Raw genomic sequence first — 15,437 nt, 5'->3', positions numbered from 1 at the left:
GTTCTATATTACACCTCTAAGCTCTAATCGTCAATATGTTTTTATAAAAAATATAAAAAGGCTTATTTCTTTTAAAATAAGCCTTTTTTATCACATATCATTCTATTCATTTATTATTTTTCTATAGTTGGTAACGAAACGATAAATTGAATAGTACCTTCCCTATATTCCGCTCGAATACTACCACCTTGTAACTCAACAATACTTTTCGCAATCGCTAAACCGAGTCCCGAGCCTTCCGTTACTCTACTTCTAGATTGATCCTTCTTATAGAAACGTTCAAACAAATTCGCTAACTCTTCTCTCGTAAACTCTTCACTATGATTCGCAATTACAATTTGTATATCCCTACGCTGCCTTTGAAGAGAAACTTTTATCTCTCCATCATCTTTACTATACTTAATCGCATTCATTAGTAAATTATCAAATACACGAACCATCTTTTCCGAATCAATCGATGCATAAGCACGTTCCTCAGGAAACTTCTTAACAAACGTAAGTCCATGTTCTTCCGCCTGCGGTACTAACTCTTCTATTAATTGCTCGAGTAGCTCATTCATACAAACTTCCTGTTTTTCTAATACAACTTGTTCATTTGTTAACTTCGTATACTCAAATAAATCTTCTATTAAATTTTTTAACTGCTCCGACTTTGCAAAAGCAATTCTCGTATACTCATCGTGTTGTTCTTTATTTTCATATTTAGAATCTCGAAGTAATCGTAAGTAGCCCATAATAGAAGTCAGCGGTGTGCGTAAATCGTGAGATACATTCGTAATAAGCTCATTCTTTTGCTTCTCTAATTTACGTTCCTTTTCTATATTATTCATAAGCTCTTCTGCCATATTATTAATATTCTCAGTTAAAGCTGCAATCTCATCTTCACCTTTTTTCTCAATGCGGTACGCTAAGTTGCCTCTTTCTATTTCCTTTACACCTTGCGCCATTGCTTCAATCTGCTTCATCTTTCTCTTTGTTATATAGAAGAAAGAGAAAATGAATACAAGAACACCAATTAAAAACGGGAATGGCCCTTCTTTCGTATCATACATTACCTCTCCCTCTGGAATTCCGCTAACAAACATGTACAAATTCTTTCCTTCAATAGTAATAGGTGAAAAAGATATAAACTCTTTTCTTGTACTTTCAAATACATTTCTACCATCTGTATAATTAATCGCAAATGATGCTGCATTACGAATCGTATTATGCAAATCGATTTGCTCTTCTTGCGCTTGCTTTGTTTTATATAAAACTTTACCACTTTCATCAGTAACCAATATCTTTAAAGCTCTAGACCCTTGCTCTAAATTTTGGTTCTCCATTTCGATCATATTTGATATAGCTTCTAATTTATTTTCATGAACCGAACTATTTGCCGCTCCTTGAGCTTGGTGATTAATTTGTTCCATACCAGCCCGATAATCGATAGTTGCTTGACGATTCGCATTCTCAAAAAATGGCGCAGCTCCCTTCGCTGACAAAACTCCGAATAACGCACAAGCAGCAAAAGTAGTAATCAATTGAATCCTTATACTCTTTCGTACGCTCTTTACTAATTTCTCAATTAATTCTCTTATTTTCCTTATATAAGTAAACGGATTAAATATCTTTTTCAATCTTATACCCCACTCCCCATACTGTTTTTATATATCTAGGTTTCCTTGGATTCTCCTCAATCTTTTCACGCACTTTCCGAATGTGCACCATTACAGTATTATCAGACTGGAAAGATCGTTCGTTCCACACCTTTTCATAAATTTGCTCCGCACTAAACACCATACCTGGATTTCTAGCTAGCAATTCTAAAATTGAAAATTCCCTCGGAGTTAGTTTCACTTCTTCTCCCTCTACAACAACTTTATGGGTCGAGATGTTGATTTTCATCTCCCCAATTTCTAACTCGTCCTCATTTTGGACAGCGAAACCATTCATTTTCATATAACGGCGTAACTGAGATTTAATTCGTGCAATTAACTCTAATGGATTAAATGGTTTCGTTACATAATCATCTGCACCCGTTGTTAACCCTAAAATCTTATCCATATCTTGCGTTTTGGCAGAAAGCATAATAATAGGCATTTCTTTCGCTTCCCTTACCTTCATACACATATGAATACCATCCACTTTCGGCATCATAATATCTAATACGACTAGATGTACTTCATTTTCTTCCAATAGACGTAATCCTTCTTCTCCGTCTCCTGCTTGTAATACTTTATATCCTTCATTCTTTAAATAGATTGTAATTAAATTCCGAATTTCTTTTTCATCATCTACGACAAGTATTGTTTCGTGTGCCACAATATCTCCCCCATCACTTTTTTAATCCCTAACTTCTATTATAGGAAAACTTCTGAAGAAAAACGCTCGGAAATCCTTAAGATTTTCTGAAGACGCAAAAAAGGTCTAGACTCCCCTTAAGTCTAGACCTTTAAAAACCCCTTTTATTTACGAACATAGATGAAATATAGTACGAATAAAACTCCCATAACATACATAATTGGATGAACCTCTTTACGACGACCACTCACAACCATTGTAATTGGATAGAAGATAAATCCAATCGCAATCCCAGTTGCGATACTATACGTAAGTGGCATAGAGATAATTGTAAAGAATGCTGGTACTGCAATCTCGAATTTCTTCCAATCAATTTCCCCTAAGGAAGAAACCATCAAGATTCCTACAATAATTAAAGCCGGTGCCGTTACAGCTGGCGTTACAACACTTAGTAATGGCGAGAAGAATAGTGCCAGTAAGAAGAATCCTGCTGTTACAACTGCTGTAAATCCAGAACGTCCTCCTGCTGCTACCCCTGCAGACGATTCAATGTAAGACGTTGTTGTTGATGTACCTAAAATCGCACCAATTACAGTTGCAATCGCATCTGCAAATAACGCTTTTCCTGCACGTGGTAATTTATTGTTCTTCATTAATCCTGCTTGATTTGCAACCGCTACAAGCGTACCTGCTGTATCAAAGAAATCGATAAAGAAGAACGTTATAATAACAATCCCCATTTGAACTGTAAAAATATCTCCGAAGTGCGTTAACGCCACGCCGAACGTTGGTTCTAGACTCGGTATTGCTCCCACCACAGCTTTCGGAGTATCAATTAATCCTGTTGCAACTCCTAAGATCGCTGTAAGAATCATACCGTAGAATACTGCACCATTAACTTTCTTAATCATGAAGATGATCGTAGTAACAACCCCGAAGATTGCTAGTAACGTTGTGCCCTTTGTTAAGTCCCCCAACCCAACAAGAACCGCATCATTTTTCACGATAATTCCGGCATTTTGGAATCCAAGGAAAGCAATGAACAATCCAATACCTGCTGCTACTGCAAACTTTAACTCCGATGGAATTGCATTAATGATTTTTTCACGAATACCTGAAGCAGTAAGAATAATAAAGATAATACCTGACATTAATGTTCCGGCAATGGCCGTTTGCCACGGAATACCCATCGTTAACACTGCTGTATAAGCAAAGAACGCGTTAATTCCCATACCTGGCGCTAAAGCAATTGGATACTTCGCGAAAATACCCATAATTAACGAACCGATCGCTGCCGCTAATGCCGTAGCAACGAATACTGCACCTGGATCCATCCCTGTACCTGCTGGTAACCCTTTAACATTTCCAAGCGACAGCGTAGCAGGATTGACAAATAGTACGTAAGCCATAGATAGAAATGTCGTTAACCCTGCTATGAACTCAGTCTTATAATTCGTACCGAGCTCATCAAACTGAAAATAGCGTTTCATCCTATGTTTCCCCCGTTATATGATTACTCGCCGTATTTCACCCTAGCCCTCTTTTATCCCGAGAAATAAAAAAGGCTCCCATTGCATATATACATGGAAGCGTTCTATAAACAAAGACAAGTTTCCCCTCATCTTTATACAAACGCCTCGTAGTCAAGCCATTTACGGTAGCTAGGTAGAAACTTTCGGGCCATATCCCCGATATTATACGACGGCTATAATATTCACTTTTCGTTTGAATTACATAATCATATTAACTCGACGAAGTAGTTTTGTCAATTTAAAAACGAACATTTTCATAAACTTTTATATTTTCGTTCGTATTAATGCCAAAATAAAAAAGATCCATCTATGCATAAGCAATAGATGGACCTTTTTATAAATACTATTCCCACTCAATAGTTGCTGGTGGCTTACTCGTTACATCATACACGATACGGTTAACGTGTTTTACTTCGTTTACGATACGTACAGAGATTTTCTCTAATACGTCCCAAGGGATACGTGCCCAGTCAGCTGTCATACCGTCGATAGATGTTACTGCACGGATACCTACTGTGTAATCGTAAGTACGCTCGTCACCCATAACACCTACGCTACGCATACCAGGAAGTGCAGTGAAGTATTGCCAGATTTCACGGTCTAAGCCCGCTTTAATAATTTCTTCACGTAAAATCGCATCAGATTCACGAACGATTTCTAATTTCTCTTCTGTAATTTCACCTAATACACGAATACCAAGACCCGGTCCTGGGAATGGTTGACGCCATACGATTTCATCAGGAATTCCTAGTTCAGATCCTAATACACGTACTTCGTCTTTAAATAACGTGTTTAAAGGCTCAATTAATTTGAACTGCATGTCTTCTGGAAGTCCACCAACGTTGTGGTGAGATTTAATTGTTTGTGCAGTTGCTGTACCACTTTCAACGATGTCTGTGTAAAGTGTACCTTGTGCTAAAAAGTCCATACCTTGTAATTTAGACGCTTCATCATCAAATACGTAAATGAATTCGTTACCGATGATTTTACGTTTTTGTTCTGGATCTTCTACACCTTTTAACTTGTTCATGAAGCGTTCTTTTGCATCCACTTTAATAACGTTCATGTGGAAGCCTTCGCTAAATGTTTTCATAACGCCTTCTGCTTCGCCTTTACGCAGTAAGCCGTGGTCAACGAAAATACAAGTTAATTGATCGCCGATTGCTTTATGAATTAATACTGCTACAACAGAAGAGTCTACACCGCCACTAAGTGCGCATAGTACTTTTTTGTCTCCAACAGTTTCACGAATTTTTTCTAATTCTACTTCGATAAAGTTCTCCATGTTCCATCCTTCAGAACAACCACATACGCCGAATACGAAGTTTTTAATTAAATCGTTACCGTGCTCAGAGTGACGTACTTCTGGGTGGAATTGTACACCGTATAAGTTTTTCGCTTCATTGCTCATACCAGCAATTGGGCAAGACTCACTTGTTGCGTCTACTACGAATCCTTCAGGTAAACCAGTTACTAAGTCACCATGGCTCATCCATACAACTTGCTCTTCTGGAAGGTTCGCATATAATTTTGATTCGTTCTCTACTTTAAGAACAGCCTTTCCGTACTCACGGTGATTTGCACGCTCTACTTTACCACCGAAGTGTTGCGTCATAAGCTGCATACCGTAACAAATACCGAAGATTGGTAAACCTAGTTCAAAGATTTTTTCATCACAATGTAATGCACCTTCACCGTATACGCTATTTGGTCCACCAGAGAAAATAATCCCTTTTGGATTCATTGCTTTAATTTCTTCTGCAGTAATTGTATGTGGATGAAGTTCACTGTATACACCGAACTCACGAATTCGACGTGCTATTAACTGATTGTATTGACTTCCAAAATCTAAAACGATAATTGTATCGTGTTGTTTCTTCAAAATAATCACCCCAACGTTAGTTCTCGTATATAAATATTTTCACCAATTTGGCGAAAAGCATTACCAATATAATAAAAAAAGCCAGTCCTCCGCCTCTAGTCTCATAACAAAGAAAAGGCAGGGGTCTGGCTTTATAAAGAAAGATAGTCTCCGCTCTTTATAAATATAAGACACACTGCCTTCATAGTCAGGTTGTTTGCGGTAACCCGGTAGAGACTCTCAAACCATATCATTGAGGATATATGAAGGATCGTTTTATATTATCTTCCTAGATTCTAACAATGAAATATCAATATGGTCAAGAGAGAAAGCGACAAAATTCTACAGAAATTCATTTCCTTTTCTAAAAAACATAAAAAAACATCCATTTCTATATAGAAATGGATGTTTTTTAGGGCAAACGGAATTACATCATTCCGCCCATACCGCCCATGCCCATGCCGCCCATGTCAGGCATTGCTGGTGCATTTGGTTCTGGCTTGTCAGCTACTACAGCTTCAGTTGTTAAGAACATAGCTGCAACAGATGCTGCGTTTTGAAGTGCAGAACGAGTTACTTTAGCTGGATCTACGATACCAGACTCAAGCATGTTAACCCATTCGCCAGTAGCTGCGTTGAAACCAACGCCTACTTTTTCGCCTTTTAGACGCTCTACAACTACAGATCCTTCTAGACCAGCGTTGATTGCGATTTGACGAACTGGCTCTTCTAGTGCGCGAAGTACGATGTTGATACCTGTTGCTTCGTCGCCTTCAGCTACGATAGAAGCTACTTTTGTGTATACGTTCATAAGTGAAGTACCACCACCTGCAACGATACCTTCTTCTACTGCTGCACGAGTTGAGTTAAGTGCATCTTCAATGCGAAGTTTGCGTTCTTTCAACTCAGTTTCAGTTGCTGCACCTACTTTAATTACCGCTACGCCACCTGCAAGTTTTGCAAGACGCTCTTGTAATTTTTCACGATCGAATTCAGAAGTTGTTTCTTCTAATTGCGCACGGATTTGACCGATGCGAGCTTCGATTTGTTCTGTGCTTCCTACACCTTCAACTACAGTTGTGTTTTCTTTCGTTACAACAACTTTACCAGCGCGTCCTAAAGATTCAACTGTAGCAGATTTTAAGTCACGGCCTAATTCTTCAGTGATTACTTCGCCACCAGTTAAGATCGCGATATCTTCTAGCATTGCTTTACGACGGTCACCAAATCCAGGAGCTTTAACAGCTACTACATTGAATGTACCACGAAGTTTGTTCACTACTAATGTAGCTAACGCTTCGCCTTCTACATCTTCAGCAATGATAAGAAGTGGTTTACCTTGTTGTACCACTTGCTCTAATACTGGTAAGATTTCTTGAATGTTAGAAATCTTTTTATCAGTGATTAAGATGTATGGGTTATCAAGAACTGCTTCCATTTTGTCAGAATCAGTAATCATGTAAGGAGATGCATATCCACGATCAAATTGCATACCTTCTACTACGTCTAATTCTGTTGTGAAGCCTTTAGATTCTTCTAAAGTAATAACGCCGTCGTTACCAACGCGCTCCATTGCTTCAGCGATTAATTGACCTACTTCTTCGTCAGCAGCAGAAATAGCAGCTACTTGTGCGATAGAAGATTTACCTTCGATTGGTTTAGAAATCGTTTTTAATTCTTCAATTGCAGCAGTAACAGCTTTTTCGATACCTTTACGAAGACCCATTGGGTTCGCACCAGCTGTTACGTTTTTAAGACCTTCACGAATCATAGCTTGCGCTAATACAGTTGCAGTTGTTGTTCCGTCACCAGCTACGTCATTTGTTTTGCTAGCAACTTCTGCTACTAATTTCGCACCCATGTTTTCGAATGCATCTTCTAATTCGATTTCTTTTGCGATTGTTACACCATCATTTGTAATAAGTGGTGAACCAAATTTTTTCTCAAGTACAACGTTACGACCTTTTGGTCCAAGCGTTACTTTTACTGCATTTGCAAGAGTGTCGACACCGCGAAGCATCGAACGACGTGCTTCTTCACTAAATTTAATATCTTTTGCCATAATAATTGACCCCCTTGGATTTTTTAAGATTTATATAATTAACCGATAACTGCTAAAATGTCACTTTCACGTAAAATCAAGTAGTCTGTACCTTCATATTTCACTTCAGTACCTGCATATTTTGAGAAGATGATAAGATCACCTGCTGCTACCTCTAAAGCAACACGCTCACCATTCTCAAGCACTCGACCAGTACCTACTGCAACAACTTTACCCTCTTGTGGTTTTTCTTTTGCAGTATCTGGTAATACGATACCACTTGCTGTTTTTTCTTCTGCTTGAACAAGCTCAATTACAACGCGATCACCTAATGGCTTTAGCATGAACAATAACCTCCTCATTTTGTTATGTAAATTTCTTTTATTAGCACTCAAGTCACCCGAGTGCTAACACACTTATAATAATAAATAATCTCAATTTCTTTTGCAAGTAAAAAAATCATAATTTTTTCGCAAATCACTATATAAACTTTCTATATAGAATACTGCCTTTACTATATGAATCGTTGTTTCCACTGCTCGTATGTTACAATATGAAAGGACACCCTAAGTTGTTTTCGCTACACACACAACTTTCTCCTGTCTTCTATTATAATTTCAAATAAGGATTTACGAAAAAAACATAATTCAAGTGAGGTTTATATCGTAGGTAGCATATTTACATGTTATCCTAACTTATCTCATACACTATAGTTAGAAAGGATGGTTAAACCATTTGAAGAAACAATACTGGTGGATTATCGTTACATACATTTTAATGCAGTTATCCGGCGTTGTTGGATTACCACTTCTCCTAAAAACAGGACTCTACGATAATAGAGGATTTACCATTGAGGAAAAAGGACAAATCATAACGGGACACTGGGCAATTATTAGCTTCTTTGTTGCATTATGTATCGTACTTTGGTTACTTAGAACAGATATTCGTGACAGGCATTTAGATCCAAAGCGCTCTTCTGCTCCAGCTACTATTGGATGGATTTTCATCGGGTTCTTCTTAGCTTTCTTTTCACAAATAGTTGCCGGTATGATCGAGATGCAGCTGCTAGGAATTAAACAAGGTTCAGAAAATACAATGAAACTGATGGAGATTGCAAGAACGACCCCTTGGTTCCTTATTGTTGTATCTATAATTGGACCTATCTTAGAAGAAATCGTATTTAGAAAAATTTTATTTGGTGCACTTTATAAGAAGTTTAACTTCTTTATCGCAGCTATCATTAGTTCGCTTGTATTTGCAGCAATTCATTTTGATTTTACTCATTTATTGGTATACACTGCTATGGGGCTCGTATTCGCCTTCTTATATGTGAAGACGAAACGGATTATCGTTCCGATTGCAGCTCATGTTGCGATGAATACATTGGTCGCTATTGGGCAAATTTTTATGAGCAATGAACAAATTCAAGAAATGATTAAAGAAGCTGAAAAAATGCAAGGCTTTATCGGAGGATTTTTTGTATGAGAAACTCACCATTGTTCATGGCTGCACTATACTTCCTTCTTGGATGTATCTTTACACGCTTCGCCATTACGAACGTGACAGATACAATCTGGAATATGTGGACAATACTATTTGCAGTTATGGCAACAATTGATTTTAATTTGGCACTTCGCCTTATATTAATTAAATTCACAAAGAAGAAACAATAATAAAACGCAGAGGTCGCTTCCTCTGCGTTTTATTGTGGATAGTTTTTCAAAAAGTAAACTAATGTTTGTAACTCTACAGCTAAGTCAATATGATGAATTCTAATATTCTCTGATACGTTTAATCGCGCTGGTGTGAAATTCAAAATACCATGCACGCTCGTTTCAGCTAATCTATCTGCTACAGCTTGTGCTACTGTAGCCGGTACTGTTAATATTGCCACTTGTATATCATTTGATAATCTCTCTTCTAATTCATCTAAATGATATACAGGAATGCCCCCGATTTCTGTTCCAACTTTCTCTTCACTAACATCAAATGCCATTTCAATTTTTGTATTATTGTTTTTCGTGAAATTATAATGTAAGAAAGCGGTCCCTAAATTACCTACTCCAATAAGTGCTACACGTGTTATATCATCTTGATCAAGTGTTTCGCGGAAAAATGATAATAAATAATTTACGTTATATCCATATCCCTTTTTCCCTAACGCTCCAAAATACGAAAAATCTCTTCGTATTGTTGCGGAATCTACTTTTACTGCCTCACTCAATTCGGCCGATGAAACACGCTGCTTACCAGAAAGAGATAAGTTTTGGATAAATCGATAGTATAGAGGCAATCTTTTAGCAGTGGCTTGTGGAATCTTTTGCTGATCCATATGACCTCTCCTCTCTTCCTATCTTTATTCATATACTTTAACCAAATACAGAAGTTTAGCACTCATTAAATTCCTTGTATAATAAAGAGAAGAAGTATTCTCTCTTTATTTTAAACTATACACTATTTTTAGTATGATTGAGAAATATAAACATGGCAAAGTTAAGAAATTATTTGAGGTGAAAACATTGATTTTATTACAAGTAAACGCGCTTTCGAAATTATACGGTGCAGAAACGATTCTTGCAAACATAAAATTGGAAGTACAAACAAAAGATCGTATCGCATTAGTTGGAAGGAATGGAGCAGGCAAATCTACATTATTAAAAATTATCGCTGGTGAATTATCTCATGATGGTGGCGAAATTATAAAACCGAAAGATGTCTCAATCGGATATTTAGCTCAAAATACTGGACTAGAAACGTCTTTAACAATTTGGGATGAAATGCTAACCGTCTTTACCCACTTACAGCAAATGGAGACAAAACTTCGAAGGCTTGAGCAAGAAATGGGAAAAGAAGAAAACTTTTCAAACGAAGCTACATATGAAAGATTGTTAGCTGATTATGACCAATTGCAACTCAATTATAAAGATCAAGGTGGATATCAATATGAAGCGGATATTCGCTCCATTTTAAGCGGCCTTGGCTTCCCAGTTGAAACGCACCAGACGACGATCTCTACTTTAAGCGGCGGACAAAAAACAAGATTAGCTCTCGGGAAATTATTATTAACAAAACCAGACTTACTTATTTTGGATGAGCCTACAAACCATTTAGACATCGAAACATTAACGTGGCTTGAGCAATATTTACAAGGTTATCCTGGCGCAATATTAATCGTTTCACATGACCGTTATTTCTTAGACAAACTCGTTACACAAGTATATGAAATTTCGAATAAAGAAAGCAGACGATTTGTTGGTAACTACAGTAAATATTTAGACTTAAAATCAGCATTATATGAGCAAGAAATGAAACGTTACGAAAAACAACAAGATGAAATCGCAAAACTTGAGGACTTCGTTCAAAAGAATATAGCTCGCGCTTCTACAACGAAACGTGCTCAAAGTCGTCGTAAACAACTAGACAGAATGGAATTATTAACGAGACCATTAGGGGATTCTAAGTCAGCATCATTCCACTTCGATATTGAAAAGCAAAGTGGAAATGATGTTTTACAAGTAAATGATGCAACCATCGGCTATGATGAGAACCCTATAATTGAACATGTAACTATGCGCTTAACTCGCGGAGATAGTGTTGCTTTAGTTGGTCCAAACGGAATTGGGAAATCCACATTGTTAAAGTCTATTGTGAATAAGTTACCACTATTAAATGGTGATGTTTCTTTCGGATCAAATGTATCTGTTGGTTATTATGATCAAGAACAAGCAAACTTAACATCTTCTAAACGGGTTTTAAATGAATTATGGGATGAATATCCACTGCAACCTGAAAAAGAAATCCGTACTATACTCGGGAATTTTTTATTCACAGGAGATGATGTACTGAAACCAGTATCTTCTCTTAGTGGTGGACAAAAAGCTCGATTAGCTCTTGCAAAACTTATGATGCAAAAGTCGAATTTGTTAATTCTAGATGAGCCTACGAACCACCTTGATTTAAATAGTAAAGAGATTTTGGAGAATGCTTTAATTGATTACCCAGGGACTCTTCTATTCGTCTCACATGACCGCTACTTTATTAACCGTGTAACAACGACTGTGGTTGAGTTATCAACAGAAGGTGCACAGGAATATTTAGGGGATTACGATTACTACGTTGAAAAGAAAAATGAAATGATTGAACGTGCAGAACTTGAACAGCAAGAAAGTGACATCCCTGTTCAAAAAGTGGTTGCACAAGAGAAATTAAATTATTTAGAAGAAAAAGAGCGTAAAAAACTAGAGCGTCAACGCACTAGAAAAATTGAAGAGCTAGAACAAAGTATATTAGAATTAGAAGAAGAAATTGCTACGCTAGAAGATCAACTTTGCTTACCAGAAATATATGCAGATTATGAAAAAGCTAGTGAAATTACAACTAAAAAGCAAACGCTACAAGAACAACTTGAAACTTGTATGGCAGAATGGGAAGAGCTGCATGTATAAGCATATTTAAATAAGGAAGATGTCTCATAAGTCAGGATTTTTGACTATGCGACATCTTTTTTTCTTTTAATACAGAAACAATTTTTGAGTATATCAATCGTAACTTAGAATATACCAACGATTTTTCAAATATATCTATTGTAACCCTATATATATTAACAATTCGACACAAAATATCGATTTAACGACAAAAATTGACAATATTAGCATCTTCTATAATAGGGGGATGTTTCAAAATGTTTTTCGGAGATATCTTCTTACTTTTTATTTCCCGAAAAAGAACAAATTTAAAGGTCTGACATCATCCTATTTACCCACAATTTTATACACATATCCACCTTTATAAAATAAACCTTAAAATAACTTTTCCACATTATCCACAATCAACAAAAAAGTTATCAACATTTTATATACACAATAAAACCCACATTATCAACAGACAATATGGGTTTTATCCACAACCTGTGGTTAATTATGTGCATAACTATGCTTCAATATCTAATCCTGGATTTGCATTTAAGGCTAATGTTGCACGCTTACCTTGTTCATAAGCAATTGTCCCTGCCGCTGCAATCATCGCTGCATTATCTGTGCATAAAGATAGCGGCGGAATAATTAATTCAATGTTTTCTTTTTGTGCAAATTCCTCTTCTAATCGCGCACGAAGTCCTTTATTAGCAGCTACTCCACCAGCAAGAAGTAATTGCTTTACATTATAAGCTTCTGCTGCACGAGCTGCTTTCGTTACAAGTACATCTATTACACTTTCTTGGAAACTTGCCGCTAAATCTTCTGGCGCAATTTCTATACCGCGCTGTTTTGCGTTATGCACAGTGTTGATAACTGCTGATTTCAATCCACTAAAGCTAAAATCATATGAATCCGGTTCTAGCCATGCACGAGGCAAATCAATTGTCGGTTCTCCTTCATGTGCAAGGCGATCAATATGAGGACCACCTGGATATGGCATAGATAACGTACGAGCTACTTTATCATATGCTTCTCCAGCTGCATCGTCTCGTGTTTCACCAATTACTTCGAATGAACCATGTTCTTTCATATAAACAAGTTCTGTATGCCCACCAGATACAACAAGTGATAATAACGGGAATTGAACTTCTTTTACTAAACGGTTCGCATAAATATGACCAGCAATATGATGAACACCGACTAACGGAATATCATGTGCAAACGCTACTGCCTTCGCTGCATTTACTCCAATTAGAAGTGCTCCTACTAAACCAGGACCTTCTGTTACAGCAATTGCATCAATATCATCAAATGTGATGTTTGCTTCCTTTAAAGCTTCTTCTAACACAACTGTAATTTCTTCTACATGATGACGGGATGCAATCTCTGGTACAACGCCGCCAAAACGTTTATGACTTTCAATTTGTGATGCAACGACATTCGCAATAATTTCCGTTCCATTTTTAACAACTGCTACTGCTGTTTCATCACAACTTGTTTCAATACCAAGTATAATCGTATTTTTTTCCATTATATATTCACCCACATTACGAGACCATCTTCCTGATTGTCTGCATAGTATCGTTTACGAATCCCACCATTTTGAAATCCGTATTTTCTGTATAACTGCTTTGCTACTTCATTTGATACACGTACTTCAAGTGTCATTGTTTTTACCCCTAGTTCTTTCGCTTCAGAAATAACTGCTTTCAATAGGGCATCTCCTAACTTTTGACCTCGGTATTCTGGCAAAATAGCTATATTTGTTATATGTGATTCATCAATAATTATCCACAATCCACAATACCCGACTACACGACCATCTTTTTCTAACACAATATAATGTGCATGTTCATTCATCGTTAATTCACGGTGAAAGGCATCTGCAGTCCAAGGAGTTGAAAAAGACGCTTCTTCAATAGCTACAATTTGAGCAATATCATCAAGCTCCATCTTTCTAAATATCATATCCATCTTCTGCAAGCTCCTACTTGTTTTGACTTTCTAACCACTTTGTTTCAGCTTCAGCTAAACGAAGATAGCTTGGAACAAACGTATGCACATCTTGTTCTTCTTTTTGTAATCCTAAGAATGCTAGCTCACTTGGTCTTGGGTTATTTTTAGTAAATGGAGCGAATACAGCTTGATCACCTAAATGTTCTATAATTGTTTCTTTATGCAATTTAACATCGTTACCGATAAATAAAACAGGCTGTCCTTTATCTTTTAACATTTGCAACCAGTCCACAATAAGAATAATTCGGTCTTCTTCTATTGAAGTTAACTGCTCTCCTTTATATGTATATAACCCAGTATAAATTTGCCCACGTCTTCCATCAAATAAAGGACAAATTAACCCGTTAAAGTTAGCACCGTTTGCAGCTACTACCTCTAAACTTGATACACCTACAATTGGTATTTGAAGTGACCAAGCTAATGTTTTCGCCGCTGTCACGCCTATGCGAACACCTGTATAGGATCCAGGTCCAGCAGCTACAACGATTTTAGTTAATTCCTTCGGTTTTACGCCACACTCTTTTAACAGTTTCTCTACAGCTGGCATAAGACGTACAGAATGGTTTTTTGTTAAATTTGTAATGATTTCCCCAATTACGTTTCCTTCCTCAATAAGGGATACACTCATTACGTAATTTGAAGTATCAATTGCTAGTACTTTCATCTTGTAATAGCTCCTCACATAATCTAATATAGCGATCTCCAATTGGCTCGAGTATAATTTTTCTTGTGTCATCTCCAGCATGGAATAAACTAATTTGTAACTTTTCATTTGGTAAATATGCCTCTATTAAATGAGCCCATTCTACTACCGTAATTCCTTCACCGTAGAAATATTCATCAAAGCCTAAGTCCTCTTCACTTTCTGCTAAGCGATACACGTCCATATGATATAGCGGTAACCTACCTTTATATTCTTTAATGATATTAAAGGTAGGACTATTTACAACTCTTTTCACTCCAAGACCTTTTGCTAGTCCCTTTGTAAAAGTCGTCTTACCAGCTCCAAGATCTCCTTCTAAAATAATTACATCTTGTGCCTCTACGAGCTCACCTAGTTTTTCTGATAACCTTTGTGTTTCCTCAGAAGATTTTGTTGTTACTTCATATTTACTCACAGACTTCACCTACTTTACTCACAATGTTCTCTGCTCTTTATTATACAGGTTTTGAATATATAAAAAAGTCCTTAGGAGTTGTCCTAAGGATAGTTTGACTGTCTTTATTAGTTTTTTGTTAAAACAAATAAAAAAATACGAAACAACTTGTTTCGTTCTTTTCTTTATATG

At 36.8% G+C, this 15,437-nt stretch carries 14 protein-coding genes and 2 riboswitches; of the genes, 3 read left to right on the top strand and 11 right to left on the bottom strand.

Annotation, left to right across the window (positions count from 1 at the left end; all coding sequences use genetic code 11):
• Positions 1-113: 113 nt before the first annotated feature.
• The 6 genes from ACQGS6_RS13430 to groES all read right to left on the bottom strand — a co-directional run bounded on the left by ACQGS6_RS13430 (position 114) and on the right by groES (position 8,061).
• Positions 114-1,619 (bottom strand): sensor histidine kinase, encoded by a 1,506-nt coding sequence (locus ACQGS6_RS13430; RefSeq protein WP_000719206.1) that lies wholly within the window; start codon positions 1,617-1,619, stop codon positions 114-116.
• Positions 1,603-2,304, bottom strand: a complete 702-nt coding sequence (locus tag ACQGS6_RS13425) for a response regulator transcription factor (RefSeq protein WP_000929887.1) — start codon at positions 2,302-2,304, stop codon at positions 1,603-1,605. The genes ACQGS6_RS13430 and ACQGS6_RS13425 overlap by 17 nt, the downstream gene beginning before the upstream one ends.
• 143 nt (positions 2,305-2,447) lie before the next feature.
• Positions 2,448-3,773, bottom strand: a complete 1,326-nt coding sequence (locus ACQGS6_RS13420) for an NCS2 family permease (RefSeq protein ID WP_000833096.1) — start codon at positions 3,771-3,773, stop codon at positions 2,448-2,450.
• Between the two features lie 130 nt (positions 3,774-3,903).
• Positions 3,904-4,005: riboswitch (purine riboswitch) on the bottom strand.
• Positions 4,006-4,158: 153 nt separating this feature from the next.
• A complete protein-coding gene (gene guaA, locus ACQGS6_RS13415; protein WP_000743906.1) occupies positions 4,159-5,697 on the bottom strand; it encodes a glutamine-hydrolyzing GMP synthase in 1,539 nt (512 codons plus the stop codon).
• A gap of 164 nt (positions 5,698-5,861) precedes the next feature.
• A riboswitch (purine riboswitch) is annotated at positions 5,862-5,963 on the bottom strand.
• Positions 5,964-6,103: 140 nt separating this feature from the next.
• On the bottom strand, positions 6,104-7,738 hold the full coding sequence (groL, locus tag ACQGS6_RS13410; protein WP_001029993.1) for a chaperonin GroEL: 1,635 nt from the start codon (positions 7,736-7,738) through the stop codon (positions 6,104-6,106).
• Between the two features lie 38 nt (positions 7,739-7,776).
• Positions 7,777-8,061 carry a co-chaperone GroES gene (groES, locus tag ACQGS6_RS13405; protein ID WP_000917311.1) on the bottom strand — a complete coding sequence of 95 codons (285 nt, stop codon included), beginning with the start codon at positions 8,059-8,061 and terminating at the stop codon, positions 7,777-7,779.
• Between the two features lie 391 nt (positions 8,062-8,452).
• Here groES and ACQGS6_RS13400 point away from each other — a divergent pair, with 391 nt between their 5' ends.
• Both ACQGS6_RS13400 and ACQGS6_RS13395 read left to right on the top strand, forming a co-directional pair.
• The gene (locus ACQGS6_RS13400) at positions 8,453-9,202 is read left to right on the top strand and encodes a CPBP family intramembrane glutamic endopeptidase (protein WP_000745326.1); all 750 of its coding nucleotides are present in this window, start codon (positions 8,453-8,455) and stop codon (positions 9,200-9,202) included.
• Positions 9,199-9,390 (top strand): YdiK family protein, encoded by a 192-nt coding sequence (locus tag ACQGS6_RS13395; RefSeq protein ID WP_001246200.1) that lies wholly within the window; start codon positions 9,199-9,201, stop codon positions 9,388-9,390. Before ACQGS6_RS13400 ends, ACQGS6_RS13395 begins: the two co-directional genes overlap by 4 nt.
• Positions 9,391-9,419: 29 nt before the next feature.
• Here ACQGS6_RS13395 and ACQGS6_RS13390 read toward each other — a convergent pair whose 3' ends face one another.
• Positions 9,420-10,049 (bottom strand): redox-sensing transcriptional repressor Rex, encoded by a 630-nt coding sequence (locus ACQGS6_RS13390; protein ID WP_000372699.1) that lies wholly within the window; start codon positions 10,047-10,049, stop codon positions 9,420-9,422.
• 187 nt (positions 10,050-10,236) lie between these two features.
• On the opposite strand from ACQGS6_RS13390, the gene ACQGS6_RS13385 reads away from it, so the two are divergent.
• Positions 10,237-12,162 (top strand): ABC-F family ATP-binding cassette domain-containing protein, encoded by a 1,926-nt coding sequence (locus ACQGS6_RS13385; protein WP_000602145.1) that lies wholly within the window; start codon positions 10,237-10,239, stop codon positions 12,160-12,162.
• A gap of 484 nt (positions 12,163-12,646) precedes the next feature.
• On the opposite strand, the gene tsaD is transcribed toward ACQGS6_RS13385, so the two are convergent.
• Genes tsaD through tsaE form a run of 4 tightly spaced genes read right to left on the bottom strand, consistent with a single transcriptional unit; the run spans position 12,647 to position 15,266 of the window.
• Entirely contained in the window at positions 12,647-13,663 is a 1,017-nt protein-coding gene (gene tsaD / locus ACQGS6_RS13380) for a tRNA (adenosine(37)-N6)-threonylcarbamoyltransferase complex transferase subunit TsaD (RefSeq protein WP_000414585.1), read from the bottom strand.
• Entirely contained in the window at positions 13,663-14,106 is a 444-nt protein-coding gene (rimI, locus tag ACQGS6_RS13375; protein ID WP_000367190.1) for a ribosomal protein S18-alanine N-acetyltransferase, read from the bottom strand. The genes tsaD and rimI overlap by 1 nt, the downstream gene beginning before the upstream one ends.
• Before the next feature lie 13 nt (positions 14,107-14,119).
• Positions 14,120-14,812 (bottom strand): tRNA (adenosine(37)-N6)-threonylcarbamoyltransferase complex dimerization subunit type 1 TsaB, encoded by a 693-nt coding sequence (gene tsaB, locus ACQGS6_RS13370; protein ID WP_426965216.1) that lies wholly within the window; start codon positions 14,810-14,812, stop codon positions 14,120-14,122.
• Positions 14,793-15,266 (bottom strand): tRNA (adenosine(37)-N6)-threonylcarbamoyltransferase complex ATPase subunit type 1 TsaE, encoded by a 474-nt coding sequence (gene tsaE, locus ACQGS6_RS13365; RefSeq protein WP_000049642.1) that lies wholly within the window; start codon positions 15,264-15,266, stop codon positions 14,793-14,795. The genes tsaB and tsaE overlap by 20 nt, the downstream gene beginning before the upstream one ends.
• Positions 15,267-15,437: the final 171 nt, after the last annotated feature.

It is taken from the genome of Bacillus sp. GMs2/2, assembly GCF_050172095.1.
GTDB classification, from domain to species: Bacteria; Bacillota; Bacilli; order Bacillales; family Bacillaceae_G; genus Bacillus_A; species Bacillus_A cereus.
This window is presented reverse-complemented; position numbering and strand designations above follow the sequence as displayed.